The following is an 18,845-nucleotide window of genomic DNA, read 5'->3' as shown; positions in this document are numbered from 1 at the left end:
AGGGCGCAGCCCTGCCGCAGCAACCCAACCCCTTACCAGAGGTCTTCCAGCTTGCGCGGCTTGCACGCCACCCACGACGCGCCCAGCATCAGCGCCGCGCAGCCGAACAGGAAGCCGAACGGCAGCCCCCAGCCATTGCTGACCGTATGCAGCCAGCCCACCATAAACGGCCCCAGGCAGCTGAAGCTGTAGCCCACGCCCTGCATGAAGCCGGACAACGCCGCTGACCCGGTCGGGGTGCGCGTGCGCAGGTTGATCAGCGTCAGCGCCAGCGGGAACGTCGACGGGCCCACGCCCAGCATCGCCGCCCACAGCAGCGGCGCCTTCAGCGGTGCCAGCAGCAGGCCGGTGAAGGCGATGACGAAGGCGAAGAAGCCGATCAGCACCAGCGGGAACGGGTTCGGCAGGCGCACCGCCAGCGAGGGAATGACCAGCGACGGCAGCAGGCCCAGCGCCGAGAACACCGCCACCATCACCCCACCGAACGCCGGCGTGGCACCGGCTTCGACCACGATGCGCGGCAGCCAGGTGAACATCGAATAGGTCATCAGCGAGGTCATGCCGAACATCAGCGTCATGCTCCAGCCCAGCGACGTGCGCCAGACCCGGCCGTGCGGCTGCGCGGTGGGATCGCTGCCGTCCTGTACCGGCTTCGGCGCGCGGCGGGCCAGCATCAGCCAGGGCAGGGCGGCGGCCAGCGCCAGCAGTGCCCACATGCCCAGCGACACGCGCCAGCCCGCGGCATTGGCGACCGGCACCGCCAGCAGCGCCGGCGTCATCGTGCCCAGCTGCAGCACGCTGATGTACAGCGTGCTCATCGTGCCGACCTTGTTGGCGAAGTAGCGCTTCACCAGCGGCGGCACCACCACGTTGCCGATGCCCATGCCGGCCAACGCGATCACCGAGCCCAGCAGCAGCGTGCCGACGTTGCCGGCGCTGGAGCGCAGCAGCAGGCCGGCCATGGCCAGGGTCATCGCCAGCAGCGTGGTGCGCTCCAGGCCCAGGCGCCGGGCCACGGCCGGGGTCGCCACGCCGAACAGCGCGAACGAGGCGGTGGGCAGCATGCCGAGCACGCCGGTCATGGTGGTGCCGAAGCCGAACTGCTGGCCGAGCACGTCCAGCAGCGGAGTGATGGAGGTGACCGCGGTACGCAGGTTGACCGCCGCCAGCATGATGGCGGCGAACGCCAGCAGGCGGCCGTGCAGCAGCGAGGGTGAGGGCGAAGTCGGGGACGTCATGCGGCGGGTCCTTGCAGGTGGCGCACGCGGCGTCTTGGGCGTGCAGCGCCGGCACCGGGCCAGGCCGGTGCAGGGGTGGGGGAAAGGGTGCCCATTGTACGGGGCGGGGCCGGGCGGGATGCCGCCAAGCGACAGGCACAAAAAAACCCGGAGGACTGTCGTCTTCCAGGCTTCTTGGTGACCACTGAAGTGGTCGGGGAGACAGGATTCGAACCTGCGACCTCTACGTCCCGAACGTAGCGCTCTACCAGACTGAGCTACACCCCGAAGGGAGCCGCCTATTCTATCCATTCACCCCGATGGCGGCAAGGGGTAAATGGTGTTTCTTCACACTGCCGAAGCAGTGGAATCCTTCAGGGAACAAAAAAGCCTGGAAGACTTCACCAGGCTTCAATGCGACCACCGAAGTGGTCGGGGAGACAGGATTCGAACCTGCGACCTCTACGTCCCGAACGTAGCGCTCTACCAGACTGAGCTACACCCCGAAGGAGCCGCCTAAGATACCGTGTGAAGGCCAAGGCGGCAAGGTTTTTTTACAGCTCAGCGACTGTTTTCTTCCTCCAGGCGGTTCCGCTCGCGCGATTCGAACCACATGCCGTTGAGGATGGCCACGGTGGAGGCCAGGCCAGTGCCGAGGATCCAGGCGAAATACCACATGCTCGTATCTCCTTCGTTTGGGGCAGATGCCGACCGTGGGTCGGCACGGATGCAATCCATCAATACGCGTTCGGGTTGTCGCCCATTTCTTCGACCGTCGTCTTGCCTTTCAGCACGCGGTACACCCAGGTGGTGTAGGCGAGGATGATCGGCAGGAAGATGGCCGTGGCCAGCAGCATGATCCACAGCGTCAGGTGGCTGGACGAGCTGTCCCAGACGGTGAGGCTGGAGGTGGGCTGGCTGGAGGACGGCAGCAGGAAGGGGAAGATGGCGAAGCCGACGGTGAGGATGATGCCGGCGATGGACGCGCCCGAGGCGATGAAGGCCAGGCCGCCGCGGCGTGCACGCAGCAGCGCCGCACTGGCCAGCGCACCCAGCAGGCCCAGCACCGGGAACACGATCGTGGCCGGCATGCTGCTGTAGTTTCGCAGCCAGCCACCGGCAGCCGTGCCGATCGCCGCCGTCTTCAGCAGCGGGTTGGTCGGGCCGTCGGTCACCACCTGCGAGGTGATCTGGTAACCGGGCAGGCCGAAGGCGACCCAGAGACCTGCCACCGCGAACAGCAGGAAGCTGATCAGCGCGGCGATGCTGCCGTAGCGTGCGGCACGTTCAGCGACCGGGCCGTCGGTCTTGATGACCAGCATGGCTGCACCGTGCGAGACCAGCATGGCCACGCTGACCAGGCCGGCGATGAGCGCGAACGGTGTGAGCAGGCCGAAGAACGAACCGGTGTAGGTGACGCGCAGGGTGTCATCGAAGTGGAACGGCACGCCCAGCAGCACGTTGCCCACCGCCACGCCGGCAATCAGGCCCGGCAGCAGGCCACCGACGAACAGCACGCGGTCCCAGTTGTCGCGCCAGCGCCGGGACGGCATCTTGCTGCGGTACTTGAAGCCGACCGGCCGCAGGATCAGGCCGAACAGCATCGCGAACACCGCCAGGTAGAAGCCGGAGAAGCTGACCGCATACAGCGGCGGCCAGGCGGCGAAGATCGCGCCGCCGCCCAGCACCAGCCAGACCTGGTTGCCTTCCCAGACCGGGCCGACGGTGTTGATCACCCGCCGGCGTTCCTCATCGGTTTTCGCCACGAACGGCAGCAGCGTGCCGACGCCGAGATCGAAGCCGTCCATCACCGCCCAGCCGATCAGCAGGATGCCGAGCAGCAGCCACCAGATCACGCGGAGCGTGGTGTAATCAAGTGCAATGAATTCCATCTGGATTCTCCTGCCTCAGGCCTGTCCGGCAGCGGCTGCAGTGGGGGAAACAGGGCGGATGTCGGCCTGCAGCGTCGGCAGGATGTCATCCGGGCCGGTGCGGATCGCCTTCAGCATCAGCTTGATCTCGATGACCAGCAGCACCGTGTAGAGCGCGGTGAACACCGCCAGCGTGGTCAGGATTTCATGCAGGGCCAGGCCCGACGCGGCGTAGAAGGTGGGCAGCACGCCATCCACCGCCCACGGCTGGCGGCCGTACTCGGCCACGAACCAACCGCATTCGATCGCGATCCACGGCGCCGGCAGGCTCCACACGGCCAGCTTCAGGAACCAGCGCTTGTCCTGGAAGGTGTTGCGGCAGGAGAAGTAGAACGCCAGGGCGAAGAAGGCGATCAGATAGAAGCCCAGGCCTGCCATGATGCGGAAGGTCCAGAACAGCGGTGCCACGCGCGGCACGGTATCCATCGCGGCCTTGGAGATTTCCTCCGGGGTGGCATTGAGGATGTCCTCACGGTAACGCTTCAGCAGCAGGCCATGGCCCAGGTCCTGCCAGTGGCGGTCGAACATTTCGCGCGCCTGCAGGTCGGTCTTGTCCTTCTTGATGCGTTCCAGTGCGCCATAGGCGAGCTGGCCACCGCGGATGCGGTGCTCGGCGCGGTCCACCAGTTCCAGGATGCCGGGAATCGGCTGGTTCAGCGAACGGGTGGCGATCAGGCCCATCAAATACGGGATCTTGATCGCGTAGTCGTTCTGGTGCGTGGTCTGGTTGGGAATGCCGAAGGCGGTGAAGTCGGCCGGCGCACGCTCGGTTTCCCACATCGCTTCGATCGCGGCCAGCTTCATCTTCTGGTGCTCGCTGGCGGCGTAGCCGCTCTCGTCACCCAGTACCACCACCGACAGCGAGGACAGCAGGCCGAACGCCGCGGCCACCGCGAACGAGCGACGGGCCATGTCCTTGTGCTTGTTGCGCAGCAGGTACAGGGCGCTGATCGACATCACGAAGATGGCACCGGTCACGTAGCCGGCGCTGACGGTGTGCACGAACTTGGCCTGCGCCACCGGGTTGAACAGCACCGCGGCGAAGTCCACCACTTCCATGCGCATCGTGTCCGGGTTGAACACCGCACCGGTCGGGTTCTGCATCCAGCCGTTGGCGATCAGGATCCACACCGCCGACAGGTTGGTGCCCAGCGCCATCAGCCAGGTGACGGTGAGGTGCTTGACCGGGCTCAGGCGCTTCCAGCCGAAGAAGAACAGACCGATGAAGGTCGCTTCGAGGAAGAAGGCCATCAGGCCTTCGATGGCCAGCGGCGCACCGAAGATGTCGCCCACGTAGTGGCTGTAGTACGACCAGTTCATGCCGAACTGGAATTCCATCACCAGGCCGGTGGCCACGCCGATGGCGAAGTTGATGCCGAACAGCGTGCCCCAGAACAGGGTCATCTGCCGCCAGACCTGTTTGCGGGTCATGACGTACACGCTCTCCATGATGGCCACCATGAAGGACAGGCCGAGCGTGAGTGGTACGAATAGGAAGTGGTACATCGCGGTCAGAGCGAATTGCAGCCGCGACAGTTCTACGACTGTCTGATCAATCATGGCCTGGCTACCTCGTTGGATAGTGCCGTTGCAGGTGGCGGGAAGGGTGGTCTTCGGGTGAATGATGTGACCGACTACTTCAAACAGCCTTGATCCAGATCAATGTATGAACAGGTGTCCAAGGGGATCGTATGCCTTTCCCGTGACGCCTGCGACCGCCTGCCGCAGGGGCGCCTGCGACCTGGGCCTACAATGCGGAGCATCCCCGTTGCCTGTGAAGACCTTGAGCGCTGCCGAACCTACTGCTGCCGAGCCCCGCACCGCGGAGGAGGAATCGACCCTGCAACGGCGTGCCCGCACCGCCTGGCTGGCCGGCCTGGCCCATGCCGCGCGCGGCCGGCGGCGGCTGGCGGCCCTGTGCATCAGCCTGTCCGGTGCCCTGCTGATCGGCCAGGCGGCCGCGATCGCCTGGCTGGTGCAGACGGTGCTGGTGGAGCGCGCGCCGCTGGCCGATGGCCTGCCGGTGCTGGCCGCGCTGGCGGTCATCCTGGTGCTGCGCACGCTGCTGGGCAGCGCCACCCAGGCCGCCGCCGGGGACGTCGCCGATGCGGCCCGGCTGGCCCTGCGTGAACGCGTGTTCGCGCGCCTGCTCGGCCACGGCCCGCTGTGGCTGCGCCAGCGCCGCACCGGCGAGCTGGGCGAGCTGATGCTGCACCACGGCGATGCCATCGAAAACTATTACAGCGGCTTCCTGCCGGTGCGCACCGAAGTGGTGGTGGTGCCGCTGCTGATCCTCGCTGCGGTGGCGTGGGTCGACTGGGTGGTCGCGCTGATCCTGCTGTTCACCGCGCCGCTGGTGCCGTTCTTCATGATGCTGGTGGGCTGGGGTGCCGAATCCGCCGGTCGCGCGCAGCTGGGTGAACTGGCGCGCATGAGCGGTCACTTCGCCGACCGCATCAAGGGGCTGGGCCTGCTGCGCCTGTATGGGCAGGGCGAGGCCGAACTGGCCGGCATCGAAGCGGCTGCCGAAGGGGTGCGCGTGCGCACGATGAAGGTGCTGCGCATCGCCTTCCTGTCCTCCACCGTGCTGGAATTCTTCGCCTCGGTGAGCGTTGCGATGGTCGCGCTGTACCTCGGCCTGAGCTACCTGGGGCTGATGTCCCTGCATGCGACGGTGCCGACGCTCGGTGGGGGTCTGTTCTGCCTGCTGCTGGCGCCGGAGTTTTACGCACCGCTGCGACGGCTGGCCGCGCATTACCACGACCGCGCCAATGCGCTGGCCGCCGCTGCCGAAGTCGAGCGGCTGCTGCTGTCGCTGCCCGGGGAGCCAGCGGTGGCCGAGGTACCGCCGGCACCGCTGGCGGTGGAGCCGGCCGAGGCCGCCTTGCCGCCGCTGCAGGCGCAGGGTCTGGTGCTGCGCCCGCTCGGTGCCCCACACGATGTGCTGCAGGGCGTGGACCTGCGGCTGGAACCCGGCCAGCGGCTGGCCCTGGTCGGCCCCAGCGGCTCGGGCAAGAGCACGCTGCTGGAAGCGCTGGCCGGCTGGTTGCCGCCGCGTGCCGGGCGGGTGCAGCAACGCGCCGGCGTGCAGGTGGCCTACGCCAGCCAGCGCCCCTATCTGTTCCATGGTTCGATTGCCGACAACCTGCGGCTGGCCGACCCCGGTGCCAGCGATGCACGCCTGCGCGCGGTGGCCGAGGCGGCGCAGGTGCTGCAGTTCGCCCGGCGCCTGCCGGAGGGGCTGGACACGCTGATCGGCGAGCGCGGCTTCGGCCTGTCTGGTGGCGAGGCGCGGCGCATCGGCCTGGCCCGCCTGTTGCTGCGCGACCCGCAGGTGCTGTTGCTGGATGAGCCGACCGCCTTCCTCGATGGCGAGACCGAAGCGGCGTTGCTGAGCAGCCTGGCCGCTTACGCGCGTGGCCGCAGCGTGGTGGTGGCCACCCACAGCCCGGCGGTGATCGCCTGGGCCGACCGCTGCCTGTTGTTGCCTGAAGGGCGCCTGGTCGATCCGGCACAGGCGCTGCGCGCATGAGCCGCTCGGCCGATTCGCTGCGCGCGGTGTTCCTGCGCCACCGACCGCGCCTGCTGCTGACGGTGCTGCTGCTGTGGGTCACGATGCTGGCCGGCACCGCGCTGCTGGGCCTGTCCGGTGGCTTCCTCACCGCCGCCGCGCTGGCCGGTGCCGCTGGCCTGGCGCAGGGCTTCAATTTCTTCTCGCCATCGGCTGGCATCCGCGGCCTGACCATGGCGCGCATCGTCTCGCGCTATTTCGAAAAGCTGGTCGGCCACGATGCCACCCTGCGCATCGCCCGCGACCTGCGCGTGTGGTTCTTCCGCCGCGCGCTGCCGCTGGCCCCGGCGCGGTTGGGTGCCACGCGTACTGGCGATCTGCTGGCGCGCCTGCTGGGTGACATCGGTGAAGTCGACGGCCTGCTGGTGCGCGCCATCGGGCCGCTGGTGGCGCTGGGCGCGTTGTCGTTGGTGGCGGTGGTTTCGGCGGCGCCGATCCTGCCCTCGGCCGCCGTGCTGCTGGCCGTGCTGGCGCTGCTGATCGGCTTCGGCGTGCCGTGGCTGGGCGTACGCGGGCATGACGACGAAGAGGCCGACCGTGCCGCACACCGCACCGCACTGCGTACCGCTGCATTCGAAGGCCTGGAGGGGGCGGGTGATCTGGCCGCGCTGCATGCCGACGCCGCGTGGCAGCTGAAGGTGCGGGTGGCGGCCAAGCAGCTGGCCTCGCGCGACCGGCGTCGACGCTGGCGGCTGATCGCCGCCTCGACCCTGCACGGCCTGGTGGCTGGGCTGGGTCTGGTGGCGATGCTGGCGCTGGCCCTGCAGGCGGCCGAACAGCAGAGCATTCCCGCGGAAATGGCCGCCGGCCTGGTGTTCCTGACCGTAGCGATGATCGAGTTGTGGGCGGGCATGGGGCTGGCCTGGCAGTCGCTGCAGTCCGGCCGCATCGCCGCGGACCGCCTGCAGTCCATCGTCGAGCAGACGCCGACGGTGGAGGACCCGGCAGCGCCGCAGGCAGTGCCCAACGGAGCGGCCGTACAGTGGGAGAACGTGCACTTCCGTTGGCCGGGTGCGGCGCGGCCGGTACTGGCGGGCCTGCAGCTGAGCCTGGCACCGGGTGAGCGCATCGCCATCCGCGGCGACAGTGGCAGTGGCAAGACCACGCTGTCGAGCCTGCTGCTGCGCCTGTGGGATCCGCAGCAGGGACGGGTGAGTTACGGCGGTCGCGACCTGCGCGAGTTCGCCCAGGAAGACTGGCACCGGCAGCTGGCATGGCTGCCGCAGAACGCGCCGGTGTTTGCCGGCAGCGTGGCCGAGAACCTGCGGCTGGGTGATCCAGAGGCAGGCGATGACGCCCTGTGGGCGGTACTGCGCCGCGTGCGGCTGGCTGAGTGGGCCGAGCGCAATGGCGGCCTGCAGACCTGGGTGGGCGAGAACGGCGCGACGATGTCGGCCGGGCAGGCAAGGCGGCTGGCCTTGGCGCGCGCGCTGCTGCGCAATGCACCGATCCTGTTGCTGGACGAACCGACCGAAGGCCTGGACGTGGATGCCGCGCATGCGCTGCTGCAGGATCTGGCTGGATTGCTGGAGGGGCGCAGCCTGTTGATGATCACCCACGACGACCTGCCCGACGGCGTGGTCGATGCGCAGTACCGTTTGCGTGACGGCGTGTTGCAGCGGGAATCCACGCATGGCGTGGATCTACTGTAGAGCCGAGCCTATGCTCGGCTCCGCGCAGAAGGCAGCCGAGCATGGGCTCGGCTTTACACTCATCCGGGTGGTTACCGCGAAAATTCGCGCAGCATCACTGCGATCGACGCCACGTTGGCCACCACGCACAGCCAGAACACCCACTGGAATTCCGCCTTGCGGTGTTTGTGCCGGAACAGCGCCTGACCCAGCAGCGCGCCCGGCCAGCCACCGGCGAAGGCCAGCAGCTGCAACGTGCGTTCGGGGATGCGCCACTGCTTGCGCTGTGCCGCCCGCTTGTCATGCCCGTACAGGCCGCACGACAGCGAACTGGCCAGCAGGCACCAGCCGCCCAGCCACAGCGGCAGCACGCCGCTGACCGTCATCGCGATAAGCGCGCCGAACGCAGCCAGTGCCAGGTTGCGCCGCCAGGCCACTTACAGCGCGTCGAGGAAACCGCGCACGGCCGGGCCGAAGCGATCGAAATCGACGAGGAAGGCGTCGTGGCCCTGCGGTGAGTCCAGGCCGATGAACTGCGCATCGGCACCACCGGCACGCAGGCCGTCGGCGACCTGTTGCTGCTGCTGCACCGGGAACAGGATGTCGGTGTTGGCGCCGATGGCCAGCGCCCTTTCGACGCGGATCTTCGCCAGCCCGGCCAGCACGTCGCCGTCGGCATACTCGGCCAGGTCGAACCAGTCCATCGAGCGGCTCAGATACAGGTAGCAGTTTGGATCGAAGAAGCGCACGAATCGCCGTGCATGGCCTTCGAGGTAGCTTTCGACCTGGAATTCCAGACCGAACGGGTCATCATCGGTCTGGTCCGAATCCAGTCGCACGCGACCGAAGCGGCCATCCCATTCCAGCGCGGAACGGTAGGTGATCACGCCCAGCTTGCGTGCCATGCGCATGCCCGATTCCGGATAATCGGTTTCGGTATAGCGCCCGCCATCCCACTTGGGGTCGAGGCGGATGGCTTCGCGCTGCAGCGAGCGGATGGCAATGGAGAACGGCAAGGCCTGCGCGCTGCCGGAAATGTTGATGTGGCTGCGGGCGATGCCCGGCTGCAGCATCAGCACCGCCAGCGCGGTCATGCCGCCCATCGAATTGCCGACCACGCAGGCCAGCTGCTCGATGCCCAGCGCGTGCACGACCTCGATGGCCGCGCGTGCACCGTCTTCTACCGACAGTTCCGGGAAGTCGAGGCGATAGAGCTCGCCGGTGGCCGGATCCAGCGAGGCCGGGCCAGTGGAACCCTTGCAGCTGCCCAGCGAATTGACGCAGACCACGAACCAGCGGTCGGTGTCGATCGGCTTGCCAGCGCCGACCATCGCTTCCCACCAGCCTGGGGCCGGGTTGTCGGCATTGGCGGCGGCATGTGCGTCCGGCGACAGGCCGGTGACGATCAGGATCGCGTTGCGGCCGTCGGCGGCCAGCGTGCCCCAGGTCTCGTAGGCCACGCGCGCGCCATGCAGGGCGCCGCCGCGCTTGAACGGGAACGGCGAGGGCAGGGCATGAAATCGGGTGCCGGGCGGGATGAATTCAGTCATGCGGGCATTCTAGCGGGGACGCCTGTGCAGCAGGCGACACGCTGGTTTCCATTGCCGGCGCACGCATCCGCCGGTCATGGCCCGGCGCTACCGGTGATTGGTGCGCGGGTAGCGACGGGCCATGCCCGGCGAGCGCAGCGGTGCGCGATCTACGGGAACCGGAGCTCCACCACGCCGTCATGCGGCAGCTGCACGCGCACCACTTCGCTCTGCAGGTCGCCATCGCTGCGATTGGCGCTGCCACTGCGCGAAACGCGTGCCAGCACTTCCACTTCGGCATGCGCCGACAGAGGTGCGGTCGGCATCGGGCTGTCGCCGTCACCGAGGCCGACCGTTGCCGGGAAACCGGCCAGCGGCAGCCTGCGTGCGGCCACCGGCATCGGCGGGCCACCGACGGCGCGTGCGAGCACGAACACCTGGGTGCTGGCCGGCCAATCAGCCTGCTTCAACGAGGCGGGCAGCTGCACGCGGACCTGCAGCAGGGCGGGCGCCTCCGCGGCCGGTGCGTCCACCGCCTGGCCGGCGGCCTCGCGGGCGATGGCGATCTGTGCCTGCAGGGCCTGCGCGGCACCGGGCTCCAGGCGCGGCAGCAGGCTGCTCCAGACATCGGCCGCTTCGGCATTGCGGCCGCGTTGGCGCAGGGCGATGCCGAGCAGCCAGCTGGCGCGCTCGGCATCGGGTGCCAAGCGACGGGCCTGCCGCAGCCAGTCCATCGCGGTGTCATCGAACTGCTTGCCCGCATCGGCCTGCGCGCGTGCCTGCGCGGCTTCCACCAGCACGCCGGCATCATCCGGGGCGAGGGCAACGGCGCGGGCGAAGGCGTCGGCGGCGGCCGGGGCATCGCCGAGCTCGGCCTGCGAGCGGCCCAGCAGCGCCCAGCCATCGGCGCGTTGCGGGTCGCGCTGCAGTGCCTGCTGCAGTGCCTTCACCCCATCACGCAGGGTGGCCACCGACGGTGCCGGGTGCACCTGTGCGGCGCGCGGGTCGCCCACCAGCAGGTACAGGCAGGCACCGACCACGCCCAGTGCCAGCACACCCGTCACGAAACCGCGGCGGCCCTGGCGGCGCAGCGGCCACAGCACCAGCGCGGCCATCAGCGCGGCGACCAGGCCGGCCAGCACGGGCAGAAGGTTGCTCACCAGCCATCTCCTTCGTCGGCGTTGCCGGCCGGTGCCGGCGCCACGTTGCGGCCACGGCGGCGGACGATGCCCAGCACCACCACGCCACCGGCGCCAAGCAGCAGCAGCGGGCCGCCCCACAGCAGCCAGGTGCCCGGCTGCAGCGGCGGCTGGTAGAGCACGAACTCACCGTAGCGGGCCACCAGGAACTGCTTGATCTGCGCATCGTCGAGACCCTGCTGCATCAGCTGCAGCACCTCGCGGCGCAGGTCCTGGGCAATCTGTGCGTTGGAATCGGCCAGCGACTGGTTCTGGCACTGCACGCAGCGCAGCTGCGCGGCCAGGTCGTGGAAGCGGGCTTCTTCAGCTGCGTCGCGGAAGGCGAGCGGACGCGGGTCGTGCAGCGGCTGCTGGGCAGGCGCGGGCAGCGCCGCCGCCATCAGCAGCGCAAGCAGCAGCCAGTGCAGCGGCTTACGGATTACCGTGCAGGCCGGCATCGGCATTGCCCTGGGCCTTCTCGATCTTCTGCAGCGCCGGAATCAGTTTTTCGTCGACCACCTGCTGGGTCATCGCGCCGCTGTACTTCCAGCGCACGATGCCGCTGCCGTCGACCAGGAAGGTCTCCGGCGCGGCGGTCACGCCCCAGTCGATGGCGGTGCGGCCTTCGACATCGCTCAGCACCACCATGAACGGGTTGCCCAGCGTTTCCAGCCAATGCAGCGCGTCGGTCGGCTCGTCCTTCCAGTTGTAGCCGATCACGCGCACGCGCTTGCTCTCGGCGAAGCGGGTCAGCACCGGGTGTTCCTCGCGGCAGGCCGCGCACCAGCTGCCCCACACGTTCAACAGGTAAGGCGCACCGCGCAGTTCTTCGCTGCGCACGGTCATGCTCGGGTCGTGCAGCACCGGCAGGGCGAAGGCCGGTGCCGGCTTGTCGATCAGCGCCGAGGGCAGCACGTCGCGCTGCGGGTCGCCTGATTTCATCACCCCGTAGATCATCAGCCCGAGCAGGCCGAAGAAGAACAGCACGCCGATCACGATGGCTACCGGCGGCAGCGGGCGGGACGGACGCGGGGCGGGGGACTCGGACATGGAAACTCCTACGGACGACGGAAACGACGATCAGCGGCGGTGATGAATCCGCCCAGGGCCATCAGCAGCGCGCCCAGCCAGATCCAGCGCACGAACGGCTTGATGTGCACCCGTACCGCCCATGCATTGTTGCCCAGCGGCTCGCCCAATGCCACGTAGACGTCACCGCTCAGGCGTGCATCGATGCCGGCCTCGGTCATCACCTGGCTGCCGCTGGCGTACTGGCGCTTTTCCGGATGCAGCAGGGCCAGCTCGCGGCCATTGCGGAACACGCGCAGATGACCGCGGTCGGCGGTGAAGTTGGGGCCCTCGCGATGGTCCACGCCTTCAAAGCGCACTTCATGGCGCCCGACCGCCACCTGCTGGCCCGGTGTCAGTGCGACTTCGCGCTGCACGTTCAAGGCTTCCACCAGCAGCGCGCCGGCGAGGAACACGGCGACGCCGGCATGGGCGACGATCATGCCGAGCATTTCGCCGGTGAAGCGGCCATTGCCACGCAGGCGCTGCCAGACGAAGCGCGCCGTGCCCAGTCCGACCCAGGCCGCCGCCGCCACGCCGAGGCCGGCCTTCCAGCCGTTCTGCGGGGCCTGCCACCAGGCCAGCCCACCCAGCAGCACGGCCAGGCCCAGCCATGGTGCCAGCAGGGCGAACGCGCGCGACGGCTGGTCACGCTGCCACTTCACCAGCGGGCCGAAGGGCAGCAGCAGCACCATCGGCGCCATCAGCAGCAGGAACAGGCTGCCGAAATAGGGCGGGCCGACCGAGATCTTGCCCAGCGACAGTGCGTCGGCCAGCAGCGGATACAGCGTGCCCAGCAGCACCATCGCGCAGGCGGTGGCCAGCAGCAGGTTGTTGGCCAGCAGCAGGGTTTCGCGTGAGGTGGCAGTAAAGCCGCGGCGCGGGTCATCGGCATCCACGCTGAGGCCGCTGGCGCGCAGCAGGTACAGCAGCAGGCTGCCACCGACCAGCAGCGACAGGAACACCAGGATGAACAAGCCACGCGACGGATCGGCGGCGAACGAATGCACGCTGGTCAGCACGCCCGAGCGCACCAGGAAGGTGCCCAGCAGCGACAGCGCGAAGGCGGCGATGGCCAGCAGCAGGGTCCAGCTGCCGAAGGTGCCGCGCTTTTCAGTGACGGCCTGCGAGTGGATCAGCGCTGCGCCGACCAGCCAGGGCATGAAACTGGCATTTTCCACCGGGTCCCAGAACCACCAGCCGCCCCAGCCCAACTCGTAATAGGCCCACCAGCTGCCCAGCGCGATGCCCAGGGTCAGGAAGCCCCAGGCCACGTTGGTCCACGGCCGCGTCCAGCGCAGCCAGCGCGCATCCACGCGGCCTTCCAGCAGGGCGGCCACGGCGAAGGCGAACGGCACCGCGAAACCGACGTAGCCCAGGTACAGCATCGGCGGGTGGATGATCAGGCCGGGGTCCTGCAGCAGTGGATTGAGGTCGCGGCCTTCCAGCGGCGCCGGGTTCAGGCGCAGGAACGGGTTGGAGGTGAAGATGAGGAAGGCGAGGAAGCCGACGCTGACCACGCCCATCACCGCCAGCACGCGCGCCTGCACCGGCGCGGGCAGGTGCCGCGAGAACAGCGCCACCGCACCGGTCCACAGCGCCAGCACCAGCGCCCACATCAGCAGCGAGCCCTCGTGCGCGCCCCAGACCGCCGAGTAGCGGTAGATCATCGGCAGCAGTGAATTGGAATTCTCGGCCACGTAGCGCACCGAGAAATCCTGCCGCACGAAGGCGGCAGTCAGCACCGCGAACGCGCCGGCCACCAGTAGCAGCTGGGCCAGCGCGGCCGGTCGGGCCACCGCCATCCACGCGTCGTTGCCACGCTGCGCGCCCACCAGCGGCAGGCCGGCCTGCAGCAGCGAGGCCAGCAATGCACACAGCAGCAGGATCTGGCCCAGCTCTGGCAGCACTCCAGGCAACACTCAGCGCACCTCGGTGGCCGGTACCGGCACGTCGTGCTTGCGATGGGCATCACCCATCTTGTCGGCCACTTCCTTCGGCACGTACTTCTCATCGTGCTTGGCCAGCACTTCATCGGCGACGAATACGCCGTCCTGCAGGCGTCCGCTGGCGACCACGGCGGTGCCTTCGGCAAACATGTCCGGCAGGATGCGCGAGGTCAGCACGGCCAGCTGCGCATCGCCATCGGTGACCTCGAAGCGGGCATCGAGCGAGCCGACCGGGCGGTTGAACGAGCCCTTGACCACCATTCCGCCGAGGCGGAAGCGGGTCTGCGCATCGACATCGCCGCGCAGCACTTCCGACGGCGTATAGAGGTAGGCGATGTTGCGTTCCAGCGCCATCGCCACCAGTGCGGTGGCCAGGCCGGAGGCGAGCAGGGCCAGCAGCACCCAGGCCATGCGGCGGCGCTGCACCGGCGTCATCGTTCCAGCTCCGCCGTCAGCGCCGGCGCGGCCTGCTGCGCGCTCTGCCGTGCCTGCTGCCGCTGCTGGCGCGACTGCGCCTGGCGGCGCGCGGCGCGCAGACGCAGCCACGAACCGATGGCATCGGCCAGCAGTACCAGCACGAACACCGCATAGGCGCCGATCACGAAGGGCAGGTGGGTCATCGCGGGGTCTCCTCCACGCGCTCGCCGACCCAGGCCTTGCCGGCCTCGCGGTCGAGGTTGTCGGCGCGTGCCTTGGCCAGTACCGAGCCGGCGAACCAGAACTTGGTGCCGATCACCATCCACCACAGCGGCGCGATCATCGCGCTGCTGATCGCCGAATCACCGAACACGCTGATCGACTGGCGCTGGTGCAGGCCGCCCCACCAGTCCACCGAATAGCGGATGACCGGCAGCAGGCTGACGCCGACGATGGCCAGCAGGCCGGCCGCGCGCGCGGCGCTGCGGCGGTCCTCGATGGCGTGGTACAGGCCGATGACGCCCAGGTACAGGAACAGCAGGACCAGTTCGCTGGTCATGCGCGGGTCCCAGTCCCACCAGGTGCCCCAGGTGCCCTTGCCCCAGATGCTGCCGGTGAGCAGGGTGATGAGGGTGAAGCCGGCGCCCATCGGGGCGCAGGCCATGGCCAGGATCTCGCAGATCTTGATGCGCCAGATCAGCGCGATGGCGGCGTACAGGGCCATCAGCGCGAACACGAACAGGCTCATCCAGGCGCTTGGCACGTGGATGTAGAGGATGCGGAAGCTGTCCAGCTGGCGCGCTTCCGGTGGCACCACCAGCAGTGCCTGCCACAGGCCGACCAGCAGCACCGGCAGCGCAGCGATGTAGAACACACGCGACCAGCGGGCAGCGAAACGATCGAAGGTAGGCGGCGAACCGAGTTGATGGAACCAGCGGACGATCGGATTCATGCGTGACGGCTATCCAGCAAGGGTGGATTGGCTCTCTGCCCGTTCAACTCAGGGAAATACGGATGGCCGCAGCGGTCGCCAGCGGTGCCAGCAGCAGGGCGACCACCAGCCCTGCGCCCAGCATCAGCAGCGCACCGACCGGATCCTGCCCGCGGCTGGCCGCCGCCAGACTGCCCGCACCGAACACCAGCACCGGTACGTACAGCGGCAACGACAGCAACGCCACGAGAATACCAGAGCGCCGGATGCCCACGGTCAGCGCGGCGACCACGCCACCGATCAGGCTCAGTACCGGTGTTCCCAGCAGCAACGATGCCAGCAACATCGGCAGTTGGTCATGTGGCAGATGCAGCATTTCCGCCAGCAGCGGGCTGACCACGATCAGCGGCAGCGCGGTGGTAGCCCAGTGCAGCAGCACGCGCACCAGCACCAGCCAGGCCAGTGGCACCGGGGCCAGCAGCCATTGTTCCAGCGATCCATCCTCGGCATCGGAACGGAACAGCGAATCCAGCGCCAGCTGCCCGGCCAGCAGCACCGCCAGCCACAGCACGGCGCCAGCGGTGGCCGCCAGCGGCTGCGGATCGCGGCCCTGCGCCAGCGCGAACAGCACCACCACCAGCAGGGCGAACAGCACCGGCTGCAGTGCATCGCCACGGCGGCGCCAGAGCAGACGCAGATCGCGCGAGAACAGGGCGCGGGCGGTCTGCCACAGGCCCGGTTCGGTACCGGGGGCGATCATGCGGCACCTCCCGGCACCGTTGCGGCCGCTTGCCCGGGCGCGCGCAGCTCGAGCAGGCGCGTGCGCACCGGCGGTGCGGCATAGGCGCCGTGGGTGGTGACCAGGGCGGCACCGCCGCCGCGCAGATGCGCCGAAATCATCCGGTTGACCAGGTTGATGCCATCCAGATCGAGGTTGGCGTAGGGTTCGTCGAGCAGCCACAGCGGTGCCGGCGACAGCCAGATGCGGGCCAGCGCCAGGCGCCTTTTCTGCCCGGCCGACAGGTGCCGCACCAGGGTGTCCTCATAACCGGCCAGGCCGACGATGGCCAGCGCGCTGCCGGGCATCTGCTTGGCCCGGCGGCCGTGCAGGCCGCAGAGGAAGTGCAGGTTCTCCAGCGTGTCCAGGTCCGGCTTCAGCGCCGGCAGGTGGCTGAGGTAGGCGACATAGCGGGCGCGTTCGGTGTTGCTGGCCTGCTTGCCGTCGATGCGCACCTGGCCGGCGCCGGGGCGGGCCAGGCCGGCCAGTACGCGCAGCAGGGTGGTCTTGCCGGCACCATTGCCGCCCTGCACCAGCAGGGCCTCGCCGGCGTCCACGTGGAAGTCCAGCGGGCCGAACACGGGTTCGTCATTGCGGGAGAAGCTCAGGCCGCTGGCGGCCAGCAATGCTGGGGTGTTCAAGGGGCAGGGGTCTTCGTGCCGGAGTGCGGCGGCAATTGTAGCGATGAAACCTGCCCTGGTAGCGCCGGGCCATGCCCGGCGGCCGCAAGGAATATGCAAAGAGCCGCCGGGTATGACCCGGCGCTACCGGTTGAGTCCACGGGCAGGGCGTGGATTTCGTACACTTTCAGTCCTTGTCTCCCCATTCCCCCAGGCCGATGCAACCCACCACCAAGCTGCCCAAGGTCGGTACCACGATCTTCACCGTGATGTCCCAGCTCGCTGCCGAACACGGCGCGGTCAACCTGGGCCAGGGTTTCCCGGATTTCTCCGCGCCGCAGCGCCTGATCGACGAAACCACCAAGGCGATGGGCGCCGGCCTCAACCAGTACCCGCCAATGACCGGCGTGGCCCCGCTGCGCCAGGCCATCGCGCAGAAGTCGCTGGACCTGTACGGCGCGACGATCGATCCGGACACGGAGATCACCGTCACCAGCGGCGCCACCGAGGCGATCTTCAACGCCATCCACGCCGTGGTGCGTGCCGGCGAGGAAGTGATCGTGCTGGACCCGGCCTACGACTGCTATGAACCGGCCATAGAGCTGGCCGGCGCCATCGCCGTGCACGTGCCGCTGGACCCGCAGACGTTCGCCGTCGACTGGGACCGCGTGCGTGCGGCGATCACCCCGCGCACCCGCATGCTGATGGTCAACACCCCGCACAACCCGTCCGGTGCGATGCTGGACGAGGCCGACATGCAGGCGCTGGCCGACCTGCTGCGTGGCACGCAGATCTACCTGATTTCCGATGAGGTGTACGAACACATCATCTACGACGGCCGCCGCCACGAATCGGCGCTGCGCTACCCGGAACTACGCGAGCGCACCTTCGTCATCTCCAGCTTCGGCAAGACCTACCACTGCACCGGCTGGAAGATCGGCTACGCGGTGGCGCCGCCGCTGCTGACCGCTGAATTCCGCAAGGTGCACCAGTACAACACCTTCACCAGCTTCGGTCCGGCGCAGTATGGCTTCGCCGCGATGATCCGCGACGAGCCCGAGCACCACCTGGAGCTGGGCGCGTTCTACCAAGCCAAGCGCGACCGTTTCCGCGAGCAGCTGGCCGGCACCCGCCTGAAGCCGCTGCCCGTACCGGGCGGCTACTTCCAGCTGGTCGACTACTCGGCCATCAGCGATCTGCCCGACCACGAATTCGTGAAGTGGCTGACCATCGAGAAGGGCGTCACCGCCATCCCGCTGTCGCCGTTCTATGAAGCCGCGCCGGTCGGCCAGCGCCTGGTGCGCCTGTGCTTCGCCAAGAACGAAGCGACGATGGACGCGGCGATCGAACGCCTGCGCCTGCTGTAATGGCAGCCGGTCCGGGGGCGGGCAGGGAGAGATTCTTCGAGCTTCTTGAGTCGGAGTTCTTTCCGCGTCTGCTGCAGGAGGGGTTCGTTCGCCAAGGGCGGACCTTCCGCAGGATTCGCACTCCGTTGATTCATGTCGTCGAGTGCCAGCCCGGATCCAGTGGGGAGTGGTGCTACCTGGAGATGGGCGCGCATCTTTCGTTCCTGCCTCAGCACGGCGGTGGCGAATTCTCGCCGACGACCATTGACGAATCCGGCTGTGTGTTCCGGGAGCGGCTTGCCGGTGATGGCGCGATTGCGGGAGGTGGCTGGGCCTATGGGGCTTCCGAACAGGAGAGTTTCTCCTCAGCGAAGGCGCTTGGTTCAGCCTGGGAAAGCGCCGGCAGCCACTTCTTCGCGGCTCACCAGAACTTCCCGGACGACTATCTGGCCATGTTGAACAAGGCGGATTTCGAGCAGGCTCGGGCGATCGACTTGCTCACCTTTGCGCGTGTAGCGGCCAATCTGCAGCGCAAGGAGCAGGCATTGACGCTGGCTCGCCTGGGCTTGGAACGGGTGGCTCCAGCTGCGAGATCGCTCAGGGCGCAGTTGCGCCGGTTCATCGAAAACGAAGGGTGAGATCGACGCGCTTGATCGCGTCATCGCCACCCACTGCTTCT

General features: G+C 68.4%; 19 protein-coding genes and 2 tRNA genes. 4 read left to right on the top strand and 17 right to left on the bottom strand.

Going from position 1 to position 18,845, the window contains the following annotated elements:
- Window positions 1–32: 32 nt before the first annotated feature.
- The 6 genes from AC1VXD_RS05015 to AC1VXD_RS04990 form a co-directional block, all read right to left on the bottom strand.
- Entirely contained in the window at window positions 33–1,238 is a 1,206-nt protein-coding gene (locus AC1VXD_RS05015; protein ID WP_482991119.1) for an MFS transporter, read from the bottom strand.
- Between the two features lie 190 nt (window positions 1,239–1,428).
- Window positions 1,429–1,505 (bottom strand) — tRNA-Pro (locus AC1VXD_RS05010).
- Window positions 1,506–1,646: 141 nt separating this feature from the next.
- Window positions 1,647–1,723: transfer RNA gene (locus AC1VXD_RS05005), tRNA-Pro, on the bottom strand.
- Window positions 1,724–1,778: 55 nt separating this feature from the next.
- Window positions 1,779–1,895, bottom strand: a complete 117-nt coding sequence (cydX, locus tag AC1VXD_RS05000) for a cytochrome bd-I oxidase subunit CydX (protein WP_482991118.1) — start codon at window positions 1,893–1,895, stop codon at window positions 1,779–1,781.
- 59 nt (window positions 1,896–1,954) lie between these two features.
- Window positions 1,955–3,109: a cytochrome d ubiquinol oxidase subunit II gene (gene cydB, locus AC1VXD_RS04995; protein WP_482991117.1), complete on the bottom strand. Its 1,155-nt coding sequence runs from the start codon at window positions 3,107–3,109 to the stop codon at window positions 1,955–1,957.
- 15 nt (window positions 3,110–3,124) lie between these two features.
- On the bottom strand, window positions 3,125–4,708 hold the full coding sequence (locus AC1VXD_RS04990) for a cytochrome ubiquinol oxidase subunit I (RefSeq protein ID WP_482991116.1): 1,584 nt from the start codon (window positions 4,706–4,708) through the stop codon (window positions 3,125–3,127).
- 223 nt (window positions 4,709–4,931) lie between these two features.
- On the opposite strand from AC1VXD_RS04990, the gene cydD reads away from it, so the two are divergent.
- On the top strand, window positions 4,932–6,680 hold the full coding sequence (cydD, locus tag AC1VXD_RS04985; RefSeq protein ID WP_482991115.1) for a thiol reductant ABC exporter subunit CydD: 1,749 nt from the start codon (window positions 4,932–4,934) through the stop codon (window positions 6,678–6,680).
- Complete coding sequence (gene cydC, locus AC1VXD_RS04980) at window positions 6,677–8,371, top strand: thiol reductant ABC exporter subunit CydC (protein ID WP_482991114.1); 1,695 nt, start codon at window positions 6,677–6,679, stop codon at window positions 8,369–8,371. The genes cydD and cydC overlap by 4 nt, the downstream gene beginning before the upstream one ends.
- 71 nt (window positions 8,372–8,442) lie before the next feature.
- On the opposite strand, the gene AC1VXD_RS04975 is transcribed toward cydC, so the two are convergent.
- The 11 genes from AC1VXD_RS04975 to ccmA all read right to left on the bottom strand — a co-directional run bounded on the left by AC1VXD_RS04975 (window position 8,443) and on the right by ccmA (window position 16,826).
- Window positions 8,443–8,787 carry a DUF1294 domain-containing protein gene (locus AC1VXD_RS04975; RefSeq protein ID WP_482991113.1) on the bottom strand — a complete coding sequence of 115 codons (345 nt, stop codon included), beginning with the start codon at window positions 8,785–8,787 and terminating at the stop codon, window positions 8,443–8,445.
- A complete protein-coding gene (gene metX, locus AC1VXD_RS04970; protein WP_482991112.1) occupies window positions 8,788–9,900 on the bottom strand; it encodes a homoserine O-acetyltransferase MetX in 1,113 nt (370 codons plus the stop codon).
- A gap of 149 nt (window positions 9,901–10,049) precedes the next feature.
- Entirely contained in the window at window positions 10,050–11,042 is a 993-nt protein-coding gene (locus AC1VXD_RS04965; RefSeq protein ID WP_482991142.1) for a tetratricopeptide repeat protein, read from the bottom strand.
- Window positions 11,036–11,485, bottom strand: coding sequence for a cytochrome c-type biogenesis protein (locus AC1VXD_RS04960; RefSeq protein ID WP_482991141.1), 450 nt, complete (start codon window positions 11,483–11,485; stop codon window positions 11,036–11,038). Before AC1VXD_RS04960 ends, AC1VXD_RS04965 begins: the two co-directional genes overlap by 7 nt.
- 4 nt (window positions 11,486–11,489) lie before the next feature.
- Window positions 11,490–12,107: a DsbE family thiol:disulfide interchange protein gene (locus tag AC1VXD_RS04955; RefSeq protein ID WP_079222496.1), complete on the bottom strand. Its 618-nt coding sequence runs from the start codon at window positions 12,105–12,107 to the stop codon at window positions 11,490–11,492.
- 8 nt (window positions 12,108–12,115) lie between these two features.
- On the bottom strand, window positions 12,116–14,035 hold the full coding sequence (locus AC1VXD_RS04950; RefSeq protein ID WP_482991140.1) for a heme lyase CcmF/NrfE family subunit: 1,920 nt from the start codon (window positions 14,033–14,035) through the stop codon (window positions 12,116–12,118).
- A 12-nt stretch (window positions 14,036–14,047) separates the two neighbouring features.
- Complete coding sequence (gene ccmE, locus AC1VXD_RS04945) at window positions 14,048–14,509, bottom strand: cytochrome c maturation protein CcmE (RefSeq protein ID WP_108769353.1); 462 nt, start codon at window positions 14,507–14,509, stop codon at window positions 14,048–14,050.
- A complete protein-coding gene (gene ccmD, locus AC1VXD_RS04940) occupies window positions 14,506–14,694 on the bottom strand; it encodes a heme exporter protein CcmD (RefSeq protein WP_482991111.1) in 189 nt (62 codons plus the stop codon). The genes ccmE and ccmD overlap by 4 nt, the downstream gene beginning before the upstream one ends.
- The gene (gene ccmC, locus AC1VXD_RS04935; protein WP_482991110.1) at window positions 14,691–15,443 is read right to left on the bottom strand and encodes a heme ABC transporter permease CcmC; all 753 of its coding nucleotides are present in this window, start codon (window positions 15,441–15,443) and stop codon (window positions 14,691–14,693) included. The genes ccmD and ccmC overlap by 4 nt, the downstream gene beginning before the upstream one ends.
- Before the next feature lie 43 nt (window positions 15,444–15,486).
- Window positions 15,487–16,182, bottom strand: coding sequence for a heme exporter protein CcmB (gene ccmB / locus AC1VXD_RS04930; protein WP_108769350.1), 696 nt, complete (start codon window positions 16,180–16,182; stop codon window positions 15,487–15,489).
- Window positions 16,179–16,826 carry a heme ABC exporter ATP-binding protein CcmA gene (gene ccmA / locus AC1VXD_RS04925; protein WP_482991139.1) on the bottom strand — a complete coding sequence of 216 codons (648 nt, stop codon included), beginning with the start codon at window positions 16,824–16,826 and terminating at the stop codon, window positions 16,179–16,181. The genes ccmB and ccmA overlap by 4 nt, the downstream gene beginning before the upstream one ends.
- 212 nt (window positions 16,827–17,038) lie before the next feature.
- Here ccmA and AC1VXD_RS04920 point away from each other — a divergent pair, with 212 nt between their 5' ends.
- On the top strand, window positions 17,039–18,187 hold the full coding sequence (locus AC1VXD_RS04920; protein ID WP_482991109.1) for a pyridoxal phosphate-dependent aminotransferase: 1,149 nt from the start codon (window positions 17,039–17,041) through the stop codon (window positions 18,185–18,187).
- Window positions 18,187–18,804, top strand: a complete 618-nt coding sequence (locus tag AC1VXD_RS04915) for a DUF4304 domain-containing protein (RefSeq protein WP_482991108.1) — start codon at window positions 18,187–18,189, stop codon at window positions 18,802–18,804. Before AC1VXD_RS04920 ends, AC1VXD_RS04915 begins: the two co-directional genes overlap by 1 nt.
- The last annotated feature ends 41 nt before the right edge of the window (window positions 18,805–18,845 follow it).

Source organism: Stenotrophomonas sp. STEN054 (assembly GCF_056854535.1).
This window is presented reverse-complemented; position numbering and strand designations above follow the sequence as displayed.